The 24660-nt window shown below is 72.4% G+C and carries 22 protein-coding genes and 2 pseudogenes; 12 read left to right on the plus strand and 12 right to left on the minus strand.

The annotated features are described in order from the left end of the window. Positions 1 to 26: 26 nt before the first annotated feature. The 3 genes from OHB56_RS05545 to OHB56_RS05555 form a co-directional block, all read right to left on the minus strand. Entirely contained in the window at positions 27 to 1589 is a 1563-nt protein-coding gene (locus OHB56_RS05545) for an NAD(P)/FAD-dependent oxidoreductase (RefSeq protein ID WP_326751146.1), read from the minus strand. Positions 1590 to 1728: 139 nt separating this feature from the next. Then, positions 1729 to 4008: a protein kinase domain-containing protein gene (locus OHB56_RS05550; RefSeq protein ID WP_406351953.1), complete on the minus strand. Its 2280-nt coding sequence runs from the start codon at positions 4006 to 4008 to the stop codon at positions 1729 to 1731. A 334-nt stretch (positions 4009 to 4342) separates the two neighbouring features. After that, positions 4343 to 4744, minus strand: a complete 402-nt coding sequence (locus OHB56_RS05555) for a ferredoxin (RefSeq protein ID WP_326751148.1) — start codon at positions 4742 to 4744, stop codon at positions 4343 to 4345. Positions 4745 to 4853: 109 nt separating this feature from the next. On the opposite strand from OHB56_RS05555, the gene OHB56_RS05560 reads away from it, so the two are divergent. The 5 genes from OHB56_RS05560 (at position 4854) to OHB56_RS05580 (ending at position 9349) form a co-directional block, all read left to right on the plus strand. Next, positions 4854 to 5261, plus strand: coding sequence for a DUF6479 family protein (locus OHB56_RS05560; protein ID WP_406351955.1), 408 nt, complete (start codon positions 4854 to 4856; stop codon positions 5259 to 5261). Between the two features lie 221 nt (positions 5262 to 5482). Beyond that, positions 5483 to 5989, plus strand: a complete 507-nt coding sequence (locus tag OHB56_RS05565) for a SigE family RNA polymerase sigma factor (protein WP_406351957.1) — start codon at positions 5483 to 5485, stop codon at positions 5987 to 5989. Positions 5990 to 6000: 11 nt separating this feature from the next. Continuing rightward, on the plus strand, positions 6001 to 6537 hold the full coding sequence (locus OHB56_RS05570) for a cellulase (RefSeq protein ID WP_406351959.1): 537 nt from the start codon (positions 6001 to 6003) through the stop codon (positions 6535 to 6537). A gap of 161 nt (positions 6538 to 6698) precedes the next feature. After that, positions 6699 to 8030 carry a glycosyltransferase gene (locus OHB56_RS05575; RefSeq protein ID WP_406351961.1) on the plus strand — a complete coding sequence of 444 codons (1332 nt, stop codon included), beginning with the start codon at positions 6699 to 6701 and terminating at the stop codon, positions 8028 to 8030. Next, positions 8027 to 9349: a hypothetical protein gene (locus tag OHB56_RS05580; protein WP_406351963.1), complete on the plus strand. Its 1323-nt coding sequence runs from the start codon at positions 8027 to 8029 to the stop codon at positions 9347 to 9349. Before OHB56_RS05575 ends, OHB56_RS05580 begins: the two co-directional genes overlap by 4 nt. A 45-nt stretch (positions 9350 to 9394) precedes the next feature. Here OHB56_RS05580 and OHB56_RS05585 read toward each other — a convergent pair whose 3' ends face one another. The 3 genes from OHB56_RS05585 to OHB56_RS05595 all read right to left on the minus strand — a co-directional run bounded on the left by OHB56_RS05585 (position 9395) and on the right by OHB56_RS05595 (position 11882). Further along, entirely contained in the window at positions 9395 to 10651 is a 1257-nt protein-coding gene (locus OHB56_RS05585) for a M20 family metallopeptidase (RefSeq protein ID WP_406351965.1), read from the minus strand. Positions 10652 to 10775: 124 nt separating this feature from the next. After that, positions 10776 to 11009, minus strand: a complete 234-nt coding sequence (locus OHB56_RS05590; protein ID WP_406351966.1) for a hypothetical protein — start codon at positions 11007 to 11009, stop codon at positions 10776 to 10778. Between the two features lie 93 nt (positions 11010 to 11102). Beyond that, positions 11103 to 11882: an SDR family NAD(P)-dependent oxidoreductase gene (locus OHB56_RS05595; RefSeq protein ID WP_055629235.1), complete on the minus strand. Its 780-nt coding sequence runs from the start codon at positions 11880 to 11882 to the stop codon at positions 11103 to 11105. 173 nt (positions 11883 to 12055) lie between these two features. Here OHB56_RS05595 and OHB56_RS05600 point away from each other — a divergent pair, with 173 nt between their 5' ends. After that, positions 12056 to 12691 carry a TetR/AcrR family transcriptional regulator gene (locus OHB56_RS05600; RefSeq protein WP_406351968.1) on the plus strand — a complete coding sequence of 212 codons (636 nt, stop codon included), beginning with the start codon at positions 12056 to 12058 and terminating at the stop codon, positions 12689 to 12691. 70 nt (positions 12692 to 12761) lie between these two features. Here OHB56_RS05600 and OHB56_RS05605 read toward each other — a convergent pair whose 3' ends face one another. Then, the gene (locus OHB56_RS05605; protein ID WP_055593424.1) at positions 12762 to 13133 is read right to left on the minus strand and encodes a helix-turn-helix domain-containing protein; all 372 of its coding nucleotides are present in this window, start codon (positions 13131 to 13133) and stop codon (positions 12762 to 12764) included. A gap of 132 nt (positions 13134 to 13265) precedes the next feature. On the opposite strand from OHB56_RS05605, the gene OHB56_RS05610 reads away from it, so the two are divergent. After that, on the plus strand, positions 13266 to 14126 hold the full coding sequence (locus tag OHB56_RS05610; RefSeq protein WP_406358937.1) for an NAD(P)-dependent oxidoreductase: 861 nt from the start codon (positions 13266 to 13268) through the stop codon (positions 14124 to 14126). A gap of 274 nt (positions 14127 to 14400) precedes the next feature. Here the strand turns inward: OHB56_RS05610 and OHB56_RS05615 are convergent, their stop codons facing one another. Next, the gene (locus tag OHB56_RS05615; protein WP_326751157.1) at positions 14401 to 14790 is read right to left on the minus strand and encodes a metalloregulator ArsR/SmtB family transcription factor; all 390 of its coding nucleotides are present in this window, start codon (positions 14788 to 14790) and stop codon (positions 14401 to 14403) included. A 151-nt stretch (positions 14791 to 14941) separates the two neighbouring features. Beyond that, complete coding sequence (locus tag OHB56_RS05620; RefSeq protein WP_406351971.1) at positions 14942 to 15934, minus strand: PstS family phosphate ABC transporter substrate-binding protein; 993 nt, start codon at positions 15932 to 15934, stop codon at positions 14942 to 14944. Positions 15935 to 16299: 365 nt separating this feature from the next. Here OHB56_RS05620 and ligA point away from each other — a divergent pair, with 365 nt between their 5' ends. Together ligA and OHB56_RS05630 are read left to right on the plus strand one after the other, a co-directional pair. Then, the gene (ligA, locus tag OHB56_RS05625) at positions 16300 to 18390 is read left to right on the plus strand and encodes an NAD-dependent DNA ligase LigA (protein ID WP_406351973.1); all 2091 of its coding nucleotides are present in this window, start codon (positions 16300 to 16302) and stop codon (positions 18388 to 18390) included. A gap of 193 nt (positions 18391 to 18583) precedes the next feature. Further along, positions 18584 to 18910 (plus strand): annotated as a pseudogene (locus OHB56_RS05630) (NAD-dependent epimerase); the annotation flags it as partial. Positions 18911 to 19534: 624 nt separating this feature from the next. Here the strand turns inward: OHB56_RS05630 and OHB56_RS05635 are convergent. Then, a complete protein-coding gene (locus OHB56_RS05635; protein ID WP_055596811.1) occupies positions 19535 to 19753 on the minus strand; it encodes an EF-hand domain-containing protein in 219 nt (72 codons plus the stop codon). 482 nt (positions 19754 to 20235) lie between these two features. Between OHB56_RS05635 and OHB56_RS05640 the strand changes: the two genes are divergently transcribed. The 3 genes from OHB56_RS05640 (at position 20236) to OHB56_RS05650 (ending at position 23661) form a co-directional block, all read left to right on the plus strand. After that, positions 20236 to 21437, plus strand: a protein-coding gene (locus OHB56_RS05640; RefSeq protein WP_406351975.1) for an IS3 family transposase whose coding sequence is annotated in 2 segments (ribosomal slippage) — positions 20236 to 20527 and positions 20527 to 21437 — 1203 coding nt in all. Because the reading frame shifts where the segments join, the coding sequence is not laid out codon by codon here. A 446-nt stretch (positions 21438 to 21883) separates the two neighbouring features. Further along, complete coding sequence (locus tag OHB56_RS05645) at positions 21884 to 22768, plus strand: RimK family alpha-L-glutamate ligase (protein ID WP_406351977.1); 885 nt, start codon at positions 21884 to 21886, stop codon at positions 22766 to 22768. Continuing rightward, positions 22765 to 23661 carry a RimK family alpha-L-glutamate ligase gene (locus OHB56_RS05650; RefSeq protein WP_406351979.1) on the plus strand — a complete coding sequence of 299 codons (897 nt, stop codon included), beginning with the start codon at positions 22765 to 22767 and terminating at the stop codon, positions 23659 to 23661. Before OHB56_RS05645 ends, OHB56_RS05650 begins: the two co-directional genes overlap by 4 nt. A 270-nt stretch (positions 23662 to 23931) precedes the next feature. Here OHB56_RS05650 and OHB56_RS05655 read toward each other — a convergent pair whose 3' ends face one another. Then, a complete protein-coding gene (locus OHB56_RS05655; RefSeq protein ID WP_406351981.1) occupies positions 23932 to 24195 on the minus strand; it encodes a twin-arginine translocation signal domain-containing protein in 264 nt (87 codons plus the stop codon). A gap of 242 nt (positions 24196 to 24437) precedes the next feature. Next, a pseudogene (locus OHB56_RS05660) lies at positions 24438 to 24602 on the minus strand (IS6 family transposase); the annotation flags it as partial. Between the last annotated feature and the right edge of the window lie 58 nt (positions 24603 to 24660).

Raw genomic sequence — 24660 nt, forward strand, 5'->3', positions numbered from 1 at the left:
TCCGGCCTCCCTCGGTCCGGCCTGCGTCAGTCCGCCTCCAGTACCGCCATCGCCGCGTTGTGGCCCGGCACCCCGCTCACCCCGCCGCCGCGCACCGCGCCCGCGCCGCACAGGAGGACGTTGGCGTGCCGGGTCTCCACGCCCCACCGCCCGGTGCCTTCCTGGGCGTGGGGCCAGGACAGTGCGCGGTGGAAGATGTTCCCGCCGGGCAGCCCGAGGTCGCGTTCCAGGTCCAGCGGGGACTTCGCCTCCAGGCAGGGGCGCCCGTCCGCGTCGGTCGCCAGGCAGTCGGCGAGCGGTTCGGCCAGATGGGCGTCGAGCTGGGCGAGCGTCGCGGTGAGGAGTTCCTCGCGTACGGCGTCGTTGTCGCGGGCGAACAGCCTGGCCGGGGTGTGCAGGCCGAAGAGGGTGAGGGTCTGGTAGCCCCGGGCGGCGAGCTCCGGACCGAGGATCGTCGGGTCGGTGAGCGAGTGGCAGTAGATCTCGGAGGGCGGCGCGGCGGGCGGTTCACCAGCGGCGGCCTGTGCGTGCGCGGCGGCCAGTTGCCCGTACCCCTCGGCGACGTGGAAGGTGCCGGCGAACGCCTCGCGCGGGTCGACGGAGCTGTCGCGCAGCCTCGGCAGCCGGGTGAGGAGCATGTTCACCTTGAGCTGGGCGCCCTCGGCCGGGGTGGGGGGAGTGTCGCCGGTGAGCGCCGCCAGTTCCCTCGGGGAGGCGTTCACCAGGACGTGCCGGGCGGCGGCGACGCCCTCGCCGTCGGCCGTACGGTGGGTGACCTCTGCCGTGCGGCCGTCCGTGTCGATGCGTACCGCTTCGTGACCGGTGGCGATGACGGCGCCCGCGGCGCGCGCGGCGGCGGCCAGCGCGTCGGTGAGGGCGCCCATGCCGCCGACCGGTACGTCCCAGTCGCCGGTGCCGCCGCCGATGACGTGGTAGAGGAAGCAGCGGTTCTGCTGGAGCGTGGGGTCGTGGGCGTCGGCGAACGTGCCGATGAGGGCGTCGGTGAGGACCACGCCCCGGACGAGGTCGTCGGTGAAGTTCTCCTCGACCGCGACACCGATCGGTTCCTCGAACAGGGTCCGCCAGGCCTCCTCGTCGTCGACGGTTCGGCGCAGTTCCTCGCGGGTGGGCAACGGCCCGGTGAGGGTGGGGAAGACGCGCTCGGCGACGCGGCCGGTCATGCCGTAGAAGCGCTGCCAGGCCCGGTACTCGCTCTCGGAGCCGGTGAGCCGGGCGAACGCCTCGCGGGTGCGCTGCTCACCACCGCCGACGAGCAGCCCGGTGGGCCGTCCGTCACGTTCGGCGGGGGTGTACGAGGAGACGGTGCGGGTGCGGACCCGGAAGTCGAGCCCCAGTTCCCGGACGATCTTTTGGGGCAGCAGGCTGACCAGGTACGAGTACCGGGACAGCCGTGCGTCGACGCCGGGGAACGGCCGGGTGGACACCGCTGCCCCGCCGGTGTGGTCCAGCCGTTCCAGCACCAGTACGGAGCGTCCGGCCCGGGCCAGGTAGGCCGCGGCGACGAGACCGTTGTGGCCTCCGCCGACGATGACGGCGTCGTACGTCCGGGTTCCCTCGTGTGCGGTCACGGTTCTTCGTAGCACGTGAAGATCCGGGTATGCCAGGTGACGGGCGAGGTTCGGGCAGGAGCACCACCGGGCGCACTCGTCACAGCGGCACACCTGTCGTACGTCATCCCCGTCACCGTGCCCGTCGTGCCCGGCACGCTCAGCCCGCCGCCCGCCGCTGCTTCGGTGCCGCCACCTCGCGGTACAGCCCGGCGGCCTTGTCCCCCTGCCCGAGCCGCTCCAGGCAGTGGGCCTCGTCGTCGCGGGCGGCGAGGGTGTCGCGGTGGTCCGCGCCGAGGAGGCGCTCACGGGCTTCGGCCACCCTGCGGTACTCGGTGAGCGCGTCCGCCCAGCGGCCCAGCCAGCCCAGGCCGACGGCGACCTCGCGGCGGCTGATCAGGGTGTCCGGATGGTCGGCGCCGAGAGCACTCTCACGCAGCGAGCACACGGCGCGGGACTCGGCGAGGGCCTCGACCCAGCGGCCGAGCCGGCCGAGGTTGACGCCCAGGCCGTGCCGGGCGCGCAAGGTCTCGGGGTGGGCGGGGCCCTGGACCCGGGTGCGGTCGCCGACCAGGCCCCGGTAGAGGTCGAGGGCCTGTGCGGTGCGGCCGAGCCGGCCGAGTCCGATGCCGACCTCGTAGCGGGCGGCGAGCGTGTCGGCGTGGTCCGGGCCGAGCGCCCGCGCACGGGCCTCGGCGACTTCGCGGTAGGTCTCCAGGGCCTCCGCCCACCGCCCCAGCTGTCCGAGGGTGTAAGCGACTTCGTAGCGGGTGACCAGGGTGTCCGGGTGTTCGGGGCCGAGCACCCGGGCACGGGCGGCAGCCACTTCGCACGCCGTGCTGTACGAGTCCTCCAGACGGCCGAGCCTGCTGAGGTTGAAGGCGAGGTTGTGCCGGCAGCGGAGGGTCTCGGGATGGTCGGCCCCCATGGTGCGCTCGCGGGCCGAGAGCACCGACAGATACACCTGGTGGGCGTCGAAGGGCCGGCCCAGCTGAGCGAGGACGTACGCCATTTCCTGACGGGCGGCGAGGGTGTCGGGGTGCTCGGAGCCGAGCGTGCGGATACGGGCCTCGGCCACGTGCTTGTACGCGCGCAGGGCGTCGGCGGCGCGGCCGGTGCGACTGAGGGCGAAGGCGACCTCGTAACGGCTGGCGAGTGTGTCGGCGTGGTGCGGGCCGAGGAGGTGCTCACGCTCCGCGGCGACCGCGCGGTGCGCCTCCCCCGCCTCCGTCCAGCGGCCCAGGCGCCCCAGGCTCAGGCCCGCGTTGTGCCGTCCGGCCAGGGCGGTCAGGGCCTCCGGGGACGGGGCGGGCCGCTCCTGTGCCGGGGCCGGCTCGCCCCGGCCGGTCGCGGGGCGGGCGACCCATTCGCCGGACAGGCCGGCCGCCGGGTCCGGCGGCGCGGTGTGCGGTCCGGCGAAGGCCGCCCTGCGGCCGGTGGTCATGCCCCGCGTCCAGGACGGCAGCCGGGGCACGCGCCCCACCGGTTGGGGCCGGGCGACCTGATGCGACGGGGCCCCGGGGCCGTTCTCGCCGGTCGTCCCCACGGGGCGGGGCCCGGCCGTCACCGCGGCCGGCAGCAGCACCGGCGCGGCCCGCAGTACGCCGATCCTGCGGGCCAGTTCGCGTGCGCTGTCGGGGCGCCCGCCGGGTTCCTTGGCCAGCAGGTCGAGGATGATCCGCTCCAGGCACTCGGGCAGTTCGGCCCGCAGGCTGCGCGGCGGCCGCGGCGGGGTGTCGCGGTGGCCGACGAGGACGGCCCACGCGTCGTCGAGGTCGAACGGCGGTACTCCGGTGGCGATCTCGTAGAGCACGCAGCCGAAGGAGTACAGGTCGCTGCGCCGGTCGACCTCGGTGCCGCTGATCTGCTCGGGCGACATGTAGTGCGGGGTGCCCATCGCCACCCCGGTGCCGGTCAGCCGGGAGGTGAACCCGATGTCGTGGCCGAGGCGGGCGATGCCGAAGTCGCAGATCTTCACCGTGCCGTCGGCGAGCCGCACGATGTTGGCGGGCTTCAGGTCCCGGTGCACGATGCCCTGGTCGTGGGTGTAGGCGAGGGCGACGGCCACCTGCTCGGCGATCTCCACCACCTCGTCGACCGGCAGCGGGTGCTGCTTGTTGTCCTCCAGGAGCCGGCTGAGGTCACGGCCCTGGAGCAGTTCCATCACCAGATACAGCACACCGTCGTACTCGCCGAAGTCGTGCACCACGGTGATCCCGCGGTGCTGCAGGGACGCCGCCACCCGGGCCTCCCGCCGGAACCGCTCGCGCAGCACCCGGCCGAACGCGTGGTCGTGCTGCGCGCCCACCGGCTTGAGGCACTTCACCGCGACCTCTCTGCCGAGCGACTCGTCGCGTGCCCGCCACACCTCCCCCATACCGCCCCGCCCGATCGGATCGACCAGCCGGTACCGGCCGTGGATCAGCTTGCTGTCCCCCATCTTCCGCCCCCGTCAGTGGTCAACGCGCCCTCCCCTGGCCCGTCCAGTATGGCGATGTGTCACCCGATTTTGTACGGTGCCGCGTCCGCTCCGCGCGTCCTCGGGCCGAGGGGCGGGTGTCCTGCCGCCGCGCCCGGGGCGTCCCCGGCCGATCCGCGGGACGCTCTCGCGCCGGATCCCGTGGTGGTCGCCGTCGAAGGTGCGGACGGCCGCGGAGCGGTGACCGCGTTCCGGTTCGCCGTGCGGGACCGCGCCCGCCGTACTCCTTCGGCCGCCCCGAACCGGCCCGGCGGTCGGCACCGCGCCGCCGGGCCGGTTCAGCGTGTCGCGGACGTCAGGGCGTCGAGGGCGCCAGTGTGTCGAGGAAGTCCGTGCAGGCCTGCGCACAGGTCCGGCACACCTCGGCCGTGCGCTCCGCGCCGGGGTGTCCGTCGAAGGCGCGCGCGCCTTCGAGACACACCTGCCGGCACCATTCCACCTGGGCCCGGACGGTCTCCTCGTCCGTCTGGTTGCCCTCGGACAGCACACGGCTGGTCGCGTCGCACACTTCGGCGCAGATGACGCCCTTGCGCCGTACGAGTTCCTCCGGTGTGCCGCCGCCGGGATTCACCAGGCTCGCCCGCACCGCGCAGGCCCGCGAGCATTCCGCGCACGCCTGCGCGCAGGCGAACCGGTCCTCGAGATACCGGTACAGCTCCTGCTGGGACACCTGGGGTATCGGGGATGTCGTCGTCACACCGGGCGGGTAGCCCCGGCCACCGGCGCTCAAACCACGGATGGCCGCACCGCGGACGGCCGCACCTGCCCGGCCCTATACATCGGGCTGCCGGGGGTACTCGCCCACCATGTCGAACCCTGTGTTGAACGCCCTGACGAATGTCTCGCCGAACGTCTCCCCGAACGCCCCGGCGGACTCCTCCTGGACCGGAGCGGCCGATCTCGCCACCGGCCGCGGTGCCGTCGGTATCGGACTCGCCGTGGCGGCCCTGCTGGTCGTGGGTCTGTTGATCGGCCTGTTCGCGTCGGGCAGCCGCCGGGTTCGGCGCGGCGACTCCCCCAGGCCGCGCCCCGACGAGCAGCCGCGGATGCCCGAGGGCGGTCCGGTCCGTGAGGTCCGCGAACGCCGGGAGCCCGACGAGATGCCCCGTGACGGTGACCGTCTGGGTCCGCACGACCTGCACGGCGGCAGCTCCGGCAGCCGAACCGGCACCTCGCAGGACCGTCCGCGCTGGGACGGGAACGGCCGCGTCTAGGTCGGGTTGCGAAGCCTCGTCCGCACCGCCTGACGGCGGCACGGCGGGCGGTGCCCCGGGGCGGGTCATGAGGTCACCGGTCGGATCACACGACCGGTGACCTCATGACCCGCCCCTTCGTCTGCGTGAAGTGAGGCGGATCACAGGGGCCGGGTGCATCGTGGGGCGGGGTCCAGCGTCTTTGTCCGGGTGTAGGGGATTGAACGGACGGGACGGTGAGGATGGAGCGGTTTCGGGCAGACGGCTTCGACGAGTTCGTGGCTGCCCGCTGGGGGGCGCTGCTCCATGTCGCGCGTCTGCTCACCGGCGGCGACCGGCAGCGTGCCGAGGACCTGGTGCAGGAGTCCCTGGTGAAGCTGTGGTTCGCCTGGCCGAAGGTCGCCGAGCAGGCGCCGGACGCGTACGTCCGTCAGGTGCTCGTGCGGATGGCGGCCCGTTCCGCCCGGCGGCGCTGGTGGGGCGAGCGTCCGGTGGAACAGCTGCCCGACCGGCCCGAACCGGGCGATGTGTCGTCGGTCGTGGCGGAACGCTCGCGGCTGGAGGCCGCACTGGCCCTGTTGCCGCCCCGGCAGCGGGCCGCGGTGGTGCTGCGCTACTGCGAGGACCTGCCCGAGGCCCAGGTGGCGCAGATTCTCGGCTGTCCGGTGGGCACCGCCCGGTCCCACGCCTCGAGGGGCGTGGCGCGACTGCGGCAGATCCTGTCCGACGCCGTCAGGCCCGTGGGGTGAAGGGAGAACCGATGGACGACTTCGAGCGGGAACTGACGCGCATGATGCGCGCCCCCCGGCAGCAGACCCCCTTCGATTCCGAGCAGCAGAAGCGGCTGCACCAGGGCATCCGGGCCCGCCACCGGTCCCGGACACTGTGGCGGGCGGGCGGCTCGGCCCTGGCGGTGGCCGGGCTCAGCGCCGGACTCGCCCTGCTGCCCGGCCTCGGCTCCGGCTCCCAGCCACCCGCCGATCACCGTCCGCTGCCCGCGACCAGTCCGACGCCGCCCCCGGTGCTCCCGACGCCCACTCCGACGGCGACGAGCTCCGCTCCCCGCACCTCCCACCCGCCCATGAGCCCGCCCGTCACCACGGCCCCCGCCACCAGCGCCGTGGGAAGCGGTACGCCGACCTCGACGTCACCGCCCGCCACGACGAGCGGGAGCGAACGGACGCCAGTGTCCTCCTCACCACTCGTGACCTCGACGCCGACTCCGCCCCCGTCCACCTCCGAGCCCCCGCACTCGCCCTCCTTCTCGGCCGGCCTCGAGTCGGCCGGCAGCGGGTAGCCGCCGCGCCGCACAGCGCAGCACCGCACTACGCCGCACGCCCCGCCCGGGGCGCCGTTCGGCCCCGGGCCTCTCCCTCCGACCACCCTCACGAGCGCATTGGCATGCTCACCTCATAACAGGGGTCGTGCCGCACGCCGGAAAGTGACCGTGAACCAGTCATGAGAACCGCCAGGCGGCCGACGCCGGCCGACCGCCGCACACCCGCCGCTCCCACCGCACCCGCCTCGCCCGTGCTCCTGCCGCGTCGTACGCCGCCGGCGGACGACGGCGACGGCGACGACGACGACGGCCGCCCGGACCCCGTGCTCGACGTGGTCGTTCCCGTGCACAACGAGGAGAAGGATCTGGAGCGGTGCATCCGGCGCCTCCACGCCTACCTCGTGGAGACGTTCCCGTACTCCTTCCGGATCACCGTCGCCGACAACGCCAGCACCGACGCCACCCCGCGGATCGCCGCGCGGCTGGCTCGGGAACTGCCCGGTACGTACTGGATCCGGCTGGCCGAGAAGGGACGCGGCCGCGCGCTGCACACCGCCTGGTCCGGGTCCCGCTCCCCGGTCCTCGCCTATCTGGACGTCGACCTGTCCACCGATCTCGCGGCCCTGCTGCCGCTCGTCGCCCCGCTGATCTCCGGGCATTCGGACCTCGCGATCGGCACCCGGCTGGCGCGCGGCTCCCATGTGGTGCGCGGCCCGAAGCGGGAGATCGTCTCCCGCTGCTACAACGGCCTGCTGCGCGGCACCCTCGCCGTGGGGTTCTCCGACGCGCAGTGCGGCTTCAAGGCCGTACGCCGCGACGTCGCCGAGCGGCTGCTGCCGCTGGTGGAGGACCGGGGGTGGTTCTTCGACACCGAACTGCTGGTGATCGCCGAGCGGGCCGGACTGCGTATCCACGAGGTGCCGGTCGACTGGGTGGACGATCCCGACAGCCGGGTCCACATCGTGTCCACGGCGCTGGCGGATCTGCGCGGCATGGCCCGGCTGGGGCGTGCCCTGGCCGGTGGCCGGCTGCCGCTGACCGCGCTGCGCCGGGGCGGCGGTCTCGAGCGGGTCGCGGAGCTGCCGCCGGGCCTGGCCGGTCAGCTGCTGCGCTTCGCCGCGGTCGGTGCCGCCAGCACCCTGTGCCACCTGCTGCTCTACACGGCGCTCCGGTCCTTCACCGGCGCCCAGGCGGCCAACGCGCTCGCCCTGCTGGCCAGCGCGGTCGCCAACACCGCCGCGAACCGGCGGCTGACCTTCGGTGTGCGCGGCCGGCACGGGGTGCTCGGGCACCAGCTCAAGGGGCTGGCCGCCTTCCTGGTCGGCCTCGCGCTCACCAGCGGTTCGCTGGCCGTTCTGGACCGCACCGCGCCCGAGGCCGGACCGGGTCCGGAACTGCTGGCCCTGGTCCTCGCCAACCTCGCCGCGACCCTGCTGCGGTTCCTCCTCCTGCGGGCCTGGGTGTTCCCCGGCCGCGGCGCCCGCCGCACGAGAGGAACCTCCGCCTCATGAGCGGCACCCTCCGGGCCGGTCACCCGGCCGCCCCGTCGGACCCCGCAGACCGCGCAGACCGGGCGCCGAGTCCGACGCCCTGGCCCGACGTCTCCGTCGTCTCCCCTCCGGGGAACACCGGCCGGAGCCCTCGGGAGCGGCTGCGGCGCGCCGTCGCGCGCCATGGACCCGTCCTCGCGACGTACGGCGTGCTGAAGCTCCTCGGCTTCGCCGTCTTCATGTACCTGCTCGACTCGGCCGGCGACTTCCGCGAGAAGCATCCCCGCTTCGGCGGCGGCGCCCGCACCTGGGACGTGCTGGGCAGCTGGGACGGCTGGTGGTACCAGCAGATCGCCCTACACGGGTACGACCCGGCCCTGGAGCCCGTCCCCGGCGCGACCGGCATGATCACCCTCGAGGGCAACTCGGCGGCGTTCTTCCCCCTCTACCCGACGCTGATGCGGCTGGTCCAGGAGCTCACCGGGCTCGGCCCGTACGGCGCCGGGATGACCGTCTCCGTCGTCTCCTCGTTCGTCGCGGCGCTCGGCATCCACGCGGTCACGTCCCGGCTGGGCGGTCGCCGGGCCGGTCTGGTCGCCGTCGGCCTGTGGGCGGTGTGGCCTGGTTCCGGCGCCGAGTGGGCGGTGTACTCCGAGTCGCTGTACACGGCCCTGGCCGTATGGGCCTGCCACGCCGTCATGACCCGCCGCTGGCTCACCGCCGGGCTGCTCACGTTCTTCGCCGGGCTCGCCCGGCCGACCGCCGTCACCCTGGTCGCGGCCCTCGCCGTCGCCGGGCTGATCGCGGTGTGCCGACGGCGGGAGGGTGTCCGCCGTCCGCTGCTCGCGGTGGCCGTCGCCCCGCTGGGGACGCTCGGCTACCTCGGCTGGGTCGGCCACCGCATGGGCGACTGGGGTGGGTACGGCAAGCTCCAGGACGGCGCGTGGGGCCACACCTTCGACTACGGCCGGCACAGCCTCGACGTCCTGACCTCGGTCCCCGTGGGTCATTTCGACTATCTGTTCGCGATGCCCTTCGAGGACGTCATCGGTGTCGGGGTGGTCCTGCTCGTGCCGGTCCTCACCGTGCTGCTGGTTCGGCTGCGCCCACCGGCCGTGCTCGTCGTGTACACGGTGCTGTCGTATCTGATGGTGATGGGCACCCAGCAGTACTTCGGCAACGTCTCGCGCTATCTCCTCCCCCTGTTCCCGCTCCTGATCCCGCTCGCCCTGGCCATGCGCCGGCTCCGGCTGCCCTCCCTGGTCACCGTGCTCGGGACGGCGGCGCTGGCTTCCGGGTCGTACGCGGGGTACGTCCTGTTCGAACTCGGGGTGCCGTAGGGCCTGTGCGGCGGGGCATGCCCGGGACGCGGGCCGGGCGCCCGGTCAGGTGCCGAGCCAGGCGAGGGCGGCCACGGTCAGCGCGCGCACGCCGGTGTCCAGGGTGGGCTGGACCACCGGGGCGAAGAAGGGGCTGTGGTTGACCGGGATGTCCTCGGCGACGGTGCCGCTGCGGACGGCCTCGGCATGGCGGGCGGGGTCGGTGCCGCCGATGCCCCAGTAGGTGAACGGCACGCCGAACGCGGCGGGGATCTCGCTCATGTCCTCGCTCGCGGTCTGCAGGTCGATGGTGTGCGCGTCGTCGCCGAAGTGCGCGGCGAACGCCTCGGTGACCCGCCGGGTCACCGCCTCGTCGTTGACGGTGGGCGGGAAGGAGGCGATCCGCTCGATCTCGGGTGCCTTCGGCGACCGGGACGCCTCGCACTCGGCACGGACAATCCGGCCGATCGCGTCCAGGACGTGGGCGCGGGTGGCGTCGTCGTAGGTGCGCACGTTGAGTTCGACGACCGCGCTGTCGGGGATGACGTTGGGGCCGGAACCGGCGTGGATGCTGCCGACCGTGACCACGGCGGGGGTCGTGGCGGCCAGCTCCCTGGACACCACGGTCTGCAGGCGTACGACGATCATGGCGGCCATGACCACGGGGTCCACCGCTGCCTGGGGCATGGCACCGTGCGCCCCGCGCCCGTGGACGGTGATGCGCAGGCTGTCCGCCGCCGACAGGAACGGCCCGGTGCGGGTGCCGACGTAGCCGGCCGGATAGGGCAGGACGTGCTGGGCGAGCACCACGTCGGGCCGGGGCGACGTGGAGGTGAGACCGTCGGCGATCATGGCCTCGGCGCCCTCGCCGTTCTCCTCCGAGGGCTGGAGGAGCGCCACGAAGGTGCCCCGCCAGGCGTCCCGGTTCTCGGCCAGCAGCCGCGCACAGCCGAGCAGGCAGGTCACGTGCACGTCGTGTCCGCAGGCGTGCATGACGGGCTGCTCGGTGCCGTCCGGGCCGGTCACGGTCGCGGTGGAGGCGTAGGGCAGACCGGTCCGTTCACGCACGGGGAGGGCGTCCATGTCGGCGCGCGCCATGACGGTCGGGCCGGCGCCGTTGGCCAGCACGCCGATCACGCCGGTGCCGCCGATCCCGTCGGTGACCTCGTAGCCGAACGAGCGCAGGGCCTCGGCCCCCTTCCCCGCCGTGCGGTGTTCCCGCAGTCCGAGTTCGGGGTGCCGGTGCAGGTCCTCGTAGACGTCCTCAAAATACGGGCGGATGCCGTCGAGGCCGGCGAGCACGGTGGGGGCACGGTCGCTCATGGGTGACGCTCCTTGCACGGAGGGGACTGCTCTTCACCGGGGTTCCATGATCTCGCCATGCCCCGCCGTTGACGATCCGGCGCCGGTGCTCACGCGTCCCGTCCCCGGAACGTCCCGGCCGCGATCAGGAGCAGCGCCGCCGTGCACCCGGCGACCAGCAGCAGGGACGGCCGGGGCCGAGGCCGCCTGGCGTCCCCGCGGTCGCGTCGGAGGTCTGGGTGAGCTTCTCCAGGGCCGCCGTGGGCGAGATGCCCGCGATCCACGCCCGGGCGCCGCCGAAGGGCGGGCCGAGGAGGGACGGCAGGAGCAGCAGGCCGATGACGGCGGTGACGGCGCCCGCCGAGTGACGGACGACCACACCGTACGAGGAGCGCCGCCCTGCCGCATACGACAGCGGGAGTGTCCGCGCCGGTGGACGGAACGCGTCCGGCGACCTCGGGTCCGGGCGGAGTCAGACCGCCGACCAGCCGTTGTCCACCGGCAGGACGACGCCGTTGATGCTGCTCGCCGCGTCGGAGGCGAGGAAGACGATGGCGGCGGCCTGCTCCTCCGGTTCGCTGATGCGCCCCATGTTGACCATGTACCGGCCGACGACGGCGGGCCCGTGGGCCTCCCGGTCGACGTCGAGGCCGGTCGCGATACCGGTCATCGTGCCGCCCGGGACAATGGCGTTGGCGCGGATGCCCTGGTCCCGGTACATCACGGCGAGGGAGCGGGTGAGGCCGAGGAGGCCGTGCTTGGAGACGGTGTACGCGGTGCCCGCCGCGCTGCCGCGCAGCGCCGCCTCGGAGGCGGTGTTGACGACGGCTCCACCACCGGCGGAGAGCATGTGCGGCAGCACGGCACGCGTCAGCAGGAACGGCGCCGTGAGGTTGATGCGCAGGACGCGGTCCCACTCGGCGTCGGTGACATCCACCGGCGCGGACATGCTGTCCATCACTCCCGCGTTGTTGACCAGGACGTCGACCCCGCCGAAGGCGTCGACCGCGGTGGCCACGACCTCGTCGACCACCGCGCCGTCGCTCAGGTCTCCCGCGACGGCGACCGCCGTGCCGCCCGCCGACCGGATCTCGTCGACGACGCTCCCCGCCCCGTCGGCGTTCAGGTCGGCGACGACGACCTCGGCCCCCTCGGCGGCGAACCGCAGCGCGGCAGCGCGGCCGATGCCGGAGGCGGCCCCGGTGACAACGACGCTCTTGCCGGACAAGCCCGCACCGGATGTGGCACCCATGAGAACTCCTCTGCTCGACGTAGGGACATGCCGATGTGCCGACGGACCGTCGGCGTTCACCGGCGTGCACCAGCGTACTGGCTTATTGGCGCAGTGTGACACAAAGGCATGGTGCGCCATTACGGCATCACACGACATAAAATAGGGTGTTCACAGCGAGCGAGGGGGCGTACATGACCGGACGGGCCGGTGGCGCCACGGGGCGACCGCCCTTGACGGAGCGGCGGCGCGCCGAGACGCGCCGGGAGATCGCCGAGGAAGCAGTACGGCTGTTCGTCGCGCAGGGCGTGGCCGCGACCACCGCGGAGGACATCGCCTCCGCTGCGGGGATCTCCACCCGCACCCTGTGGCGGTACTTCCGCTCCAAGGAGGAGTGCGTCCGCCCGCTGCTCACCACGGGCCTGGAGGCCCTGGCCCGAGAGGTAGAGGGCCGGAACGGCACCGTCCCCCTCGCCGAGTCCGTCCTGCACGCCCACCACGGCGCGGGCGCGGAGCAGGATCCGCGGGCCCTGCGCGACCTGGTACGGCTGTGCCGGGACGAACCGGGCCTGCGTGCCGTATGGCTGGAGGCGCACTACGACGCCGAGGCCGAGTTCGCCGCGATGATCGCCGACCGCACCGGCCGCCCCGCCGACGGCCTCGCCGTCCGCATGGAGGCGGGCGTACTGAACACCGCGCTGCGCATCGCGGTGGAGGACTGGGCCCTACGGCCCGACCCGGCAAAGGGACCGCCCCTGGGGGACACCGTCGCGGCCGCCTTGCGCCTGATCACCCACGTCTCCGCGCCTGAAACTCCCCGGCCCGCCTGACGACCGTCCGCCCGCTCCGTCCGCTCCCGGTCCGCGCGTGCGGCCGTCGTCGGTGTGGCGGCCGGGACGCTCAGCCGTGCGAGGGCTCGGCAACGCCGGCCGTTTCGGAGCCTTCGCGACGCATCCGCTCGACGCCCCAGGCACCGAGCGGTCCGAGCGCTTGATTGAGCGCGCGCCCGTGGCCGGTCAGGGAGTACTCCACCCGCGGCGGCACCTCCGCGTGGACCTCACGGTGCACGAGCCCGTCCTCCTCCATCTCCCGCAGGTGCTGGGTGAGCATCTTCTCGCTCACTCCCGGCAGACCGCGGCGCAGCTCGGCGAAACGGCGTACGCCATGGACGTCGAGTTCCCAGAGGATCTGCCCCTTCCACTTGCCGCTCACCACGTCGAGCGCGGCTTCGATGCCACAGATGTAAGGCCCGCGTCTCGACGCCTTGGCCATCGCCGATTCCCCTTACTAATAGGTAAGTACCGCAGTAAATAGTGGGTACTTCCGAGAATAGGGGCGCTCTTCGAGCATGGAGGGGTGAACGAACGACGGAACCACACCACCCGGCGGAACAGCGCTGTCACCATGATCGGGCTCGGCCCGATGGGGCAGGCGATGACCCGCACCCTCCTCACCGCCGGCCACCCGGTCACCGTCTGGAACCGCACCGCCGGCCGGGCCGACGGTGTCGTCGCCGACGGAGCGACACGCGCGGCGACACCCGGCGAGGCGGTCGAAGCGAGCGACCTCGTGATCCTCAGCCTCACCGACTACCGGGCGATGTACGACGCCCTCGACGGCGCCACCTCATCGCTCGCCGGGCGGACGCTGGTCAACCTGAGCTCCGACACTCCCGACCGCACACGCGAGGCGGCGGCCTGGGCCGCGGGCCACGGCGCCGACTTCCTCACCGGTGGCGTCATGGTCCCCGCGCCGATGGTCGGCACGGAGGCGGCCCATGTCTACTACAGCGGCCGCGGTGAGGTGCTGGAGCGCCACCTGGCGGCGTTGACACCGCTCGGCACTCCGAAGCATCTGGGCGAGGACCCGGGCCTCGCCCAGATGATGTACCAAGCCCAGCTCGCGGTGTTCCTCACCACCCTGTCCGGACTGATGCACGCGACCGCGATGCTGGGCACCGCGGGAATGAAGGCCGGGGAGGCGCTGCCGGTGTTGCTTTCCTTCGCCGATTCGATCGGCGACATCCTGAGGGCCGGCGAAGACTCCCCCGGCGCCGCGCTGGATGCCGGAGAGCATCCCGGCGATCTCAGCACGGTCACCATGATGGGTGCGACGTCCGACCACATCGTGGAGACCAGCACGTCACTCGGTCTCGATCTCACGCTCCCCCTGGCCGTGCAGTCCCACTACGGGCGCGCGATCGACAACGGGCACGGCAGCGACAACTGGACCCGCATCATCGACAGCATCCGCGCCCCACGCTGACCGGACGCGGGTCCCGTGAATACGCTCGGTCCCGCTCCGGCTCCGCGACCGGAGCGGCGCCGAGCCGCACCAGGGCGGGTGCCGGTGCGGCGCAACATCCGCCTCCGCCCTGCTCGCTCTCGGGAGCGTCGAAGAGGCCGGCGCCGCCGCAGACTCCGGTGTCGGGGAGGGCGAGTTCGACACGGTCGGCGGAGGCCTCGACGGCGGCCTCGGCCGCCGGCCCGAGCGGTCCGCCCGCGAGGCCGGCCGAGCGGATCCCGGCGGCACAGGAGGGTCAGACCGCCACCGGCTCCTGCGGGCTCACGGGCTCCAGGACCTCGCGCACCCGGCGCAGCCCGGCGGGGTCGACGGAGTACCAGACCCAGGTGCCTCGCCGCTCGCGGTTCAGCAGTCCGGACTCGGTCATGACCTTGAGGTGATGACTGACGGTGGGCTGCCGCAGACCCAGGCAGTCCGTGAGGTCACAGACGCACGCTTCCCCCCGGGGAGCCCGCTCGATGAGGCGCAGCAACTGCAGTCGCGTCGGGTCGGCGATGGCCTTCAGCACCGCGGCGAGCCGCTCGGCCTCGCCGCGGTCGATCAACAGGCGGGCCAGGCCCGTCGCGGACGCTTCCGAGCCGTCCGGCGCCGTCTCCGCCCGCACGCCGTACGAAGAGATAGCCATCCATTCAGCATAGGTCCGGGCCAGGGGCCCCTCCGGTGCGGAAAGCCAGTCCTTCCCGCCTGTTCACCAGGGGTTCGCCTGCGCCACAGACCCTCCGACAACCCTGCACACGCCGGGCCGTTGAACACCGGACGACGGGCAGTGCTCCTGCTCAGGACTCCTGCTTCGCCTGCTTCGCCTTGAGAGCATCGAGGTCCTTGCGCAGCTCGGCATCCTGCTCCGCGCTGAGCGGCACGAAGTTGGCCTTCTCGGCGATGCGCTTGTTGTTCTCGACGTAGTAATCGAGGAACGCCGCGACCTCCGGCTTCTCCAGCGAGGACGCCCTCGGGTAGATGAACAGCGGCCGCGCCAGCGGCTTGTAGCTGCCGTTCTGAACGGCCTCCACGGTCGGGGCGACGCAGCCGTCGCCGCCGTCGATCGCCAGGGCCTTCAGCTGATCCTTGTTCTCCTCGTAGTAGGAGTGGCCGAAGTAGCCCATGCCGCCCACCGAGCCCGAGACGCCCCGCACGATGAGGTCGTCGTCCTCGTTCGCCGCGTAGTCGGTGCGCGAGGCGCCCTCCTCGCCGTTGACGGCACCGGTGAAGTAGTCGAAGGTGCCCGAGTCCGTGCCGGGACCGAACAGTTCCAGTTTCTGGTCGGGGAACGTGGCATCGACCTGGTTCCAGTTGTCTATCTTCGAACCGGGCTGCCAGATCATCCTCAGCTGATCCACCGTGAGGCACTCGACGAAGTCGTTGTCCTTGCTCACCACGACGGACAGGCCGTCGCCGGCGACCTGGAGCTCCTGGTACTCGACACCCTTCAGCCTGCAGGCCGACGCCTCGACGTCCTCGATCACGCGCGAGGCGTTGGAGATGTCGGTCTCGCCGTGGCAGAACTTCTCGAAACCGCCACCGGTTCCGGACGTGCCGACGGCGACCTCGACACCGGGGTTCTCCGCCCGGAAGAGCTCGGCCGCCACCGTGGACAACGGAGCCACCGTGCTGGAACCGTCCACCTGGACGGTTCCCGTCGGCTTGCCCCCCTCACCGTCGCTGCCGTCCGACCCCGCCTCGGCACTGCCGCACGCGCTCACCGCCAGCAGTACGGCTGCCGTCAGAACCACAGGGGTCTTGGCCCTGCGCAACGAGGTGGGAATGTTCACGTGTCTCTCGATCCTGGTGACCGCCGAGGGGGCCCGGCATGCCGATGAGGAACGCGATGCGCTCCGTTGGGACACTTGGATCGAATCCCGCCTATACGAACTGAGGGCATACAAGCAACCACTGGGACATGAACCGTAGGTATCCACCCATATGGAGGCATCCGTTGGGCGGTGACGCAGGCAACGGCTCGGCATCGTCCGACGAATCGGTCTGCGACGACTCGGTCCGCGAGGAACCGGCTGTGAGGAACCGGCTGAAGAATCGGAGCCGCCATCGGCCTCACGGCATCGACGGCAGGCCGGTGCGGATCGGTGCGGGACGGCGTCCGGGCCCGTTGTCAGTGGTGGACGGCATGATGCCGATCATGACAACTCCCGCAGCAGTGATCGTGGATGCCGCCGCCTACGCCCAGGCGGTCGAGAACGCCGTGAGTGCGGCGGCCGCCTATTACGAGGGCGGCACCTCGCCGTTGGACGACGACACCTACGACCGACTGGTCCGCGGGATCGCCGCTTGGGAGGCGGAGCACCCGGACGAGGTCCTGCCCGACTCCCCCACCGGCAAGGTCGCCGGCGGCGCGGTGGAGGGCGACATACCGCACACGGTGCCGATGCTCAGCCTCGACAACGTCTTCTCGGCCGAGGAGTTCATGGCGTGGACGGCGTCCCTGAACCGACGCATCGGCCGTGAGGTCACCCGCTTCAGCGTGGGCCCGAAGCTGGACGGGCTCGCGATCGTCGCCCGCTACAGCAACGGTCGTCTCACCCGGCTGATCACTCGCGGGGACGGGATCGCCGGGGAGGACGTCTCCCACGCGATCGGCACCGTCGTGGGGCTGCCCGAGCGGCTGGCCGAGCCGGTCACCGTGGAGGTGCGCGGCGAAGTCCTGATGACGGCGGCCCAGTTCGAGTACGCGAACGAGGCCCGCACGGGCCACGGCGGTCAGCCGTTCGCCAACCCGCGCAACGCTGCCGCGGGCACCCTTCGGGCGAAGGAGCGGCTCTACACCGTTCCGATGACGTTCTTCGGCTACGGACTGCTGCCGCTGCCCGGCACCGACGGCCCCCTCTCCGAGCGGCTGGCGGAGCTCCCCCACAGCGACCTGATGTCCCTGGCCGCCGAGCTCGGCGTGCACACCAGCGCCACGACCGCGGTCCCGGAATCCGTCGCCGGATCGCCGGAGCAGGTCCTGTCCCGGGTGAAGGAAATCGCCGCGGAGCGGGCCGAGTTGCCGTTCGGCATCGACGGGATCGTCATCAAGGCCGACCTCTCCGCAGACCAGCGGGACGCCGGCTCCGGCTCCCGCGCGCCCCGGTGGGCGATCGCGTACAAGCTGCCGGCCGTGGAGAAGATCACCCGGCTGCTGGAAGTGGAGTGGAACGTCGGGCGGACCGGCATCATCGCCCCGCGCGGCGTCCTCGAGCCCGTGGTCGTCGACGGCTCCACCATCACCTACGCCACCCTGCACAACCCGGCCGACATCACCCGTCGCGACCTGCGGCTCGGCGACCACGTCATGGTCCATCGCGCCGGTGACGTCATCCCCCGCATCGAGGCCCCCGTCGCCCACCTGCGCACCGGCGAGGAGCAGCCCATCGTCTTCCCCGAGCAGTGCCCCCGTTGCGGGTCGGACATCGACACCGGCGGAGAGCGCTGGCGGTGCGCGCAGGGCCGCAACTGCCACCTGGTCGCCTCGCTCTCCTACGCCGCGGGACGCGACCAGCTCGACATCGAGGGCCTGGGAGCCACCCGTGTCGTCCAGCTCGTCGACGCGGGTCTCGTCGCCGATCTCGCCGACGTGTTCGCCCTCCGGCACGACCAGTTGCTCGGCCTGGAGCGGATGGGCGAGACCAGCACCGGCAATCTGCTCGCCGCGATCGCCGCGGCCAAGGAGCAGCCGCTGTCGCGGGTGCTCTGCGCGCTCGGCGTCCGCGGCACCGGCCGGTCCATGTCCCGGCGCATCGCCCGGTACTTCGCCACCATGGACAACATCCGCTCCGCCGACGCCGAAACGATGCAGCGGGTGGACGGCATCGGATCGGAGAAGGCACCCTCGATCGTCTCGGAACTCGCCGAACTCGCCCCGCTCATCGACAAACTCGTCGCGGCGGGCGTCAACATGACGGAACCCGGCGCCACTCCGCCTCCGGCCGCCGACGCCGATCCCGACGGCCGGGACACGGCCGGGGCGCCCGGGGCGGACCGCCCGCTGACCGACATGACGGTGGTGGTCACCGGTGCGATGACCGGAAACCTGGAGAAGCTCTCCCGCAACGAGATGAACGAACTCATCGAACGGGCCGGCGGCCGCTCCTCCTCCAGCGTTTCCAAAAGGACCACCCTCGTCGTCGCCGGAGAAGGCGCCGGCTCCAAGCGCGCCAAGGCCGAGCAGCTCGGCATCCGCCTCACCACCCCGGACGAGTTCGCCACGCTGGTCGCGGGCCTCCTGGAGTGAGTGTCGCAGCGACCGCGGGAGGGTGAGGGCCGCACCCGGTGACGCCCGCCCGGGCTCGGGGCGTGCGGTGCACCCTGGTCGCCCGGAGTCCGAGCCCTTCCGCCGTCCCGGGCCGGCAGCCGTCGGCGGTGGCCGGCAGGGCCGGGCCGGACCGTTCCCCGCGCCCTGGTCCGGCGGCGCGTGCCGGACCGGGGCCCGAGGCGCCTTCAATCTCGCTGCCGACCCCGTGGTCGACAGCGACCTCCTCGCCGAGATGCTCGGCCTGCGCCCGGTGCGGCTGCCGCGTACGGCGGCCCGGTCCGCCGTCGCCGCCGCCTGGGGGCTCCGTCTCCTTCCCGCCTCTCCTCACCTCTTCGACGCGGTACTGCGGCTGCCCCTGATGGACTGCTCCCGCGCCCGCACGGAACTGGGCCGGCGGCCGGAATACACCGCGCCGGAGGTGCTGCGGGAGTTCCTGGACGGGTTGCGGCACGGCGCGGGCGCCGACACCGCGCCCATGCGAGGACGCAAGGTCGGCTGAAGGCGGCACGGATCCGGCTCGTCCCCCCCGCGGTCGGCGTCCGGGGGTGCCCCCGAGGCCTCGGCCGGGCGAGCCGGCGCCCGCCCGAAGCGTTCACGACCGCCGCCGCCGTGCTCGCCGGGAACCTCTCCCTGCACGGGCGGACGACCTGCTCACCGGGACGGCGCTCGGCTCACCGCACGGCCTGCGGCTGCACCGCAAGTGGCGGGCCCTGCGCGGCGGAACGGTCGCCGGGCAGTACCGGGGCCTCCCCGCGCAGGCCACCGGATCGTCCGGACCGGACAGGGCGGTGCACATCACCACGCTCAGGAGCGACCTGTGCACGGTCGCACGGTCGAGCCGTCGCCGGCCCCCGGCGCGTCGCCGAACGGCGCCGAAGCGTCCACCACCGATGCACTGCGCTCCGCCGGACGGTGCGCCTCTTTGCCCGCTTCGCACGGGCCTTGGTTCTCGGGGCGACCGCCTCACGCCGACGGCTCTGCCGCACCGGACCCTACGAGTCGTGGCTCCGAGCATGCGCTCACCCGTCGACGGTGACACCCGCCCCGGCCGGGGCACCCGAGGGTACGCGGGGCGGGGCGGCACGGCCGGGCCCGCGTGCCCTCGCGTGCCGGGCCAGTGGTGTCAACGGTTCATGGCCGCCCAGAACTCCTCGAAGGACATCTGGCCGTCGCCGTTGGCGTCGAGCGAATCGATCAGTTGCCGGGCCTCCGACTCGGTGATCTCGGAACCCTCCAGCTCCGCCACGACCTTCCGGTACTCGTCTGCGCTGACCAGGCCGTCCCCGTCCAGGTCATAGCGCTCGAAAACCTTCCGCGCCGCCGTCTCCACGATGTCCGCCATGTGCTCCGTCTTTCCGCGATCTTCGCTGACGGGCCCACACTATCCGTCCGCCCGGCAGCGAACGCGGAGACGCCGCCCTCGGTCCGCGTACCTCGCGGCAAGAGCCACGCCCTGACCCGAGCAACTCCCGTCCAGGGCGTTCCGGCCGGGCCTCCCGGCCGGCAACGGCCCGGAACGGCGCACCGCGGTTGCCCGCCGCCGTCCGTACGAGCGTTTCGCCGGCGAAATCCTCCGTGCGGGGTGCCCGCTGCGCACCGCTCGCCCGTTACCGGACCGATACCTTTTCCCGCCCTCGACGACTGGGCCGACCCGGCGACCGGCCGCACCCGGGATCTGACCAGCGACCATGGTCCCGTCGTCGACACGCGCCTGTGCAAGGCATGGGGAGGCTTGCGGCGCCGGGGCAAGGGGCGCACGGGCCTTGACCCTTGATCCTGGACACACGAGACACTGGATCCTGAGGATCTGAGAACGGGCATCTCGTGGTCATGAGGAACTATCCGCCGCAGTTCAAGGCGGACGCGGTCGCGCTGTACCAGTCGCGGCCCGAGGCGACGATCAGGCAGGTCGCTGCCGATCTGGGGATCAATCCCGAGACCCTGCGGAACTGGGTCCGGGCGGCCGGAGCGAGCCGGCCCCGGGGGCGCCGGGCGGAGGTGCCGGCCGAGCCGCCGATGCCGTTGGAGGCGGAGAACGCCGCCCTGCGCAAAAAGGCCCGTGAGCTGGAGGAAGAGCGCGAGGTGCTGCGGAAGGCGGCGAAGTATTTCGCCGGGGAGACACGCTGGTGAAACGCTTCCAGTTCGTCGCCGACCACCAGCGCCGCTACGGCGTGAAGCGGCTGTGCACCATCCTGGGCATCGCCCGCTCCAGCTTCTACTACTGGCGCGTGACGGCCGCGGACCGGGCCGCCCGGCAGGCTGCCGACGCCCGGCTCGCCGCCCGGATACGGGCCGTGCACCGCGAGTCGGACGGCACCTACGGCGTCCCCAGGATCACCGCCGAGCTCCGCGAGGCGGGCGAGCGCGTCAACCACAAGCGGATCGTGCGGCTGATGCGGGCTGCCGGTCTGGCGGGCGTGCTCTTGCGCCGCAGACACCGCACCACGGTTGCGGGCCCGGCCGCGGCTAAGGCCCCGGACCTCATCGGCCGCGATTTCACGGCAAGCGAGCCGAACAGAAGGTACGTCGGCGACATCACCTATCTCCCGCTGGACGGTGGGAAGTTCCTGTATTTGGCCACCGTCATCGACCTCGCCTCACGCCGCCTGGCCGGCTGGGCGATCGCGGACCATATGCGCACCGACCTCGTCACCGACGCCCTGGCCGCCGCCGAACGGACCCGCGGCAGCCTCGCCGGGGCGGTCATGCACACCGACCACGGAGCCCGGTACACCAGCCGGGCCTTCGCCGACGCCTGCCGCCAGGCCGGCGTCGGCCAGTCCATGAGCGCGATCGGCAGTTCGGCGGACAACGCACTCGCCGAGTCCTTCAATGCGACGTTCAAACGCGAGACGCTTCAGGGCCGAAAGCACTGGCCCAGCGAACGCGAGGCCCGCCTCGACGCGTTCCGCTGGCTCAACCGCTACAACATCCGACGCCGGCACTCTCGCCTCGGACAACGCAGTCCCATCGCCTACGAGACAGCACTCGACACAACATCAACTACCCTGGCCCAAGCCGCATAGCCCGTGTCCAAGATTCCGGGTCAAGGCCCGTTCGGGGGCCTGGACGCAGCGGTGGACACCGCGCCTGAGCTTCTTCTGCGTCAGCTCGGCGAACCATCGCTCCACCAGGATCAGCCACGACGAGCTCGTTGATGTCGCGTCTGGTCCTGGACGTGGTGCAGCGCCCACGCAGCGGGCAGTGGCTGCACACCCGTTTGAACTGGTCCGCTCGACGTCTCCGGGAGGTGCGATGGCGGATGCGGGCGGGCCGGGGCGCGGAGCCGGCGCGCTACCCGCGCCCTGTCCCCGGCACGACTGACCGAGCGGCCGCGGCGCGGCCCGCCGGCCCCGTGACAGCAGCCGACTTCCTGGCCGCCCGGTCATGACATCCTGTAACGCCACAAGACATTACGGAATGCCGGACGACAGGCGGTAAGACGGGCGCCCGGCGGTGACGGGGAAGAACGATGAAACTCTGTTTTCTGGTGGAGGAACAGTATCGCCACGACGGTATGCCCGTCGAAGTGATCCACCAACTCGCCTCCTGGGGACACCAAGTGGACGTGTTGCGCCCCGGCGGCTCCCTGTTACGCCTGACAGAGGCCGTACAGACGAGCATTCATGACGCATGGGTGCTCAAGACGGTCTCCGGCGGCCCGGGCCTCACCCTTCTCGAAGCGGCGGCCTCGGCCGGCCTGACGACGATCAACAATGCCCGGGCGATACGAGGCGTAAGGGACAAGGCGCTGGCCGCCGCCATCGGCCTCCGCCGCGGGCTGCCCCTGCCTGCGACCTACGCGGCCGCGCTGCCCGAACTGCTCGTGGAGATACCCGAGTCGGAGTATCCGATCGTGGTCAAGCCCGCTGACGGCAGCTCGGGCCGAGCCGTGCGCCTGGTGTCCTCCCCGCGCCGGCTCGCCGAGATGCTCCCCGACCTGGCGGGGGAGGGCATGCTCATTGCCCAACCGTACGTGCCCAACTCTGGCGTTGACATCAAGGTGTACAGCATCGGCGACGAGCTGTACGCCACCGAGCGCCGTTCCCCGCTCCACCCGGACCACGCTGTACGGGAGCGCCGCGTTCCGCTGTCGGCCGAGATCGCCGCGATTGCTGGTCAGGTCGGCGTGGTCTACGGCCTCGATCTGTACGGTGTGGACGTGGTCCTGGGACCGAATGGCCCTGTGGTCGTCGACGTGAACGACTTTCCCAGCTTCCGTCAGGTCCCCGACGCGCCGGTACGCCTGGCAAGGGCCGTCCTCGCCCTGGCGGCCGGCACGGGCGGGGCGACCGCGGCTGCGCAGCCGCCGCTCGGCGCCGTTCCGGGCCCCGTGACGGCAGGCAAGACGGCATGAGAATCGGCCTGATCACGTCTGAGCCCAGCCACCCGCTACTGAGCCTCACTACGACCCTGCTCGCGCCCGACCACCACGTGGATGTGCTGGATCCGCGTACGCCGCCGCCCGTTTCCGAACCGCTCGCTGACGTCTACCTGCTGAAGGCACGTACGCCACATGCCCTCGCACTCGCCCGGGTTCTGGAGCAACGTCGCGTCTGCGTGATCAACTCGGCCACTGCGACCGCGCTGTGCCAGGACCGTACGTCCATGGCCGCACTGGCCCTGAGTGCTGGCCTCCCCTTCGCGGCCACGCACACCTTCACCACCCTCGCCCGGCTGGCGGCCGGGCCGGCGCTGTCCGGACCCGCGGTGGTCAAGAGCCGCCACAGCCGGCGGCACGATGTGGTGGCCCGCGTCGACAGCCCGTCGCACCTGCGGGACTTGGCCGCCGCCCATCCGGACGAGCCGGTCGTGGTCCAGGATTTCGCCCCCAACGACGGCTGGGACTACAAGCTCTGGGCGATCGGCGACCGGCTCTTCGCCGGCCTGCGCCGCTCCGAACTCTCCCCCGAGGGACGCGGCCCCACACGAGCACTCCGCCTCGACGACCTGCCGCCCGGATGGCCGGCCCTGGTGCACCGCGTCGGAGAGGTGTTCTCCCTCGACGTCTACGGCGTGGACATCATCGACCGCGGCCACGGCGCCCCACTGATCGTGGACATCAACGCCTTCCCCGGCGTCCGGGGCCAGTCGGGTGCTCCCGAGGCTCTGGCAGCGCTGGCCCTGTCCCGGTCCAACGGAGCCGATACGGACCGGCCTGCATGCCGTGGTGCGGGAGATGCAGGTAGGAGCGGTCGGGACCGCCTCGTACGGCAGTCCCCGGAATCTGGGCCCGCCGCCGCGCCCTGACCGCTGCGGCGTACACCGGCAGTCCCACCACCAGGCCCGCGCCCGCGCCGAAGCACAGCGTCGGCACCAGATCCCGGAACCCGGCCCACGGCCCCCGCACGGCGGCCAGTCGCGCGCGGTCCGCTGCGCGGCACCGGCCGCCGCGCAGCCGGCGACCACCACCGCGGCCGCCCACCGGTCGCGGACCGACAGCACGGGTACGCCCGCAGGCGTGTCTGCCGTCGCGACCGTCGCCGGGGGGTGGAACAGCAACCAGGGGTGCTCAGCCTTCTACACGTCCAACTCCCTCGAATCGGGGTCGCCATGCCGGGAATGCTCGGACGGCCCGGTCGAAGCCCCGGGATCCCCGCCCGCCGGTGCGTCGCAGCCACTCAGCGCCGTACCGGCGGCGCAGGCACCTGCCACGGTGACGGCTCCCAGAAAACGTCTGCGACTCAGCGCGGTCCCGGGACTGCCGACCTCATCTTCGAGGTGCTCCGTACTCCCGTCCGTCGCGTCCGTCGCGTCCGTCGAACCGTCCAGAGAGACGTGCACAGACCCGTACCACGTGCCTGAAGGGCTGTGCTCTTGTCGCCATCGTGGACGAGGCCACGACCTCCGGCATTCCCATGGACCCGAAAGCTCCCAGGACGGTCGGCATCGCGACTGCGGCGTATGCCGCTGCTCCCCCGGGCCGGTACGCCGTCACGGGCGCCGATCGGCCCGAGAGCGCAGGAGCGTCGATTCGCTCAGCTCCGACTGGCCGTCCTTCGGGAGAAGCTTCAGAAGTGGGGTGAGATGCCACTGAACGCGGACAGGAACCGCTGGGCTCCTCCGACGCTGCGGAAGCCCTTCATGGCGCGTTCGCACTGACGGGTGGGCTGGTGGGAGCTATCCGCCCGACTGCTCAGACCCTTATGGGCGCGGTGCTCGACCGAGGGCATGACCTCGCGGTGCGCAGCTGTTCCGCCCCTCGTCAAGCGTTGCCGATGTGGTCAGATTTTCCGGAGCGAGCGATGA

This window comes from Streptomyces sp. NBC_01635 (assembly GCF_045209715.1).
GTDB lineage: Bacteria > Actinomycetota > Actinomycetes > Streptomycetales > Streptomycetaceae > Streptomyces > Streptomyces hirsutus.

Coding starts and splice junctions, on each gene's coding strand:
- OHB56_RS05605 (WP_055593424.1), bottom strand. CDS start 13,133: ATGGCCAAGGCGTCGAGACGCGGGCCTTACATCTGTGGCATCGAAGCC.
- OHB56_RS05570 (WP_406351959.1), top strand. CDS start 6,001: ATGGACGACTTCGAGCGGGAACTGACGCGCATGATGCGCGCCCCCCGG.
- OHB56_RS05615 (WP_326751157.1), bottom strand. CDS start 14,790: ATGGCTATCTCTTCGTACGGCGTGCGGGCGGAGACGGCGCCGGACGGC.
- ligA (WP_406351973.1), top strand. CDS start 16,300: ATGACAACTCCCGCAGCAGTGATCGTGGATGCCGCCGCCTACGCCCAG.
- OHB56_RS05635 (WP_055596811.1), bottom strand. CDS start 19,753: ATGGCGGACATCGTGGAGACGGCGGCGCGGAAGGTTTTCGAGCGCTAT.
- OHB56_RS05650 (WP_406351979.1), top strand. CDS start 22,765: ATGAGAATCGGCCTGATCACGTCTGAGCCCAGCCACCCGCTACTGAGC.
- OHB56_RS05585 (WP_406351965.1), bottom strand. CDS start 10,651: ATGAGCGACCGTGCCCCCACCGTGCTCGCCGGCCTCGACGGCATCCGC.
- OHB56_RS05645 (WP_406351977.1), top strand. CDS start 21,884: ATGAAACTCTGTTTTCTGGTGGAGGAACAGTATCGCCACGACGGTATG.
- OHB56_RS05600 (WP_406351968.1), top strand. CDS start 12,056: ATGACCGGACGGGCCGGTGGCGCCACGGGGCGACCGCCCTTGACGGAG.
- OHB56_RS05565 (WP_406351957.1), top strand. CDS start 5,483: ATGGAGCGGTTTCGGGCAGACGGCTTCGACGAGTTCGTGGCTGCCCGC.
- OHB56_RS05580 (WP_406351963.1), top strand. CDS start 8,027: ATGAGCGGCACCCTCCGGGCCGGTCACCCGGCCGCCCCGTCGGACCCC.
- OHB56_RS05575 (WP_406351961.1), top strand. CDS start 6,699: ATGAGAACCGCCAGGCGGCCGACGCCGGCCGACCGCCGCACACCCGCC.
- OHB56_RS05550 (WP_406351953.1), bottom strand. CDS start 4,008: ATGGGGGACAGCAAGCTGATCCACGGCCGGTACCGGCTGGTCGATCCG.
- OHB56_RS05610 (WP_406358937.1), top strand. CDS start 13,266: ATGATCGGGCTCGGCCCGATGGGGCAGGCGATGACCCGCACCCTCCTC.
- OHB56_RS05595 (WP_055629235.1), bottom strand. CDS start 11,882: ATGGGTGCCACATCCGGTGCGGGCTTGTCCGGCAAGAGCGTCGTTGTC.
- OHB56_RS05560 (WP_406351955.1), top strand. CDS start 4,854: ATGTCGAACCCTGTGTTGAACGCCCTGACGAATGTCTCGCCGAACGTC.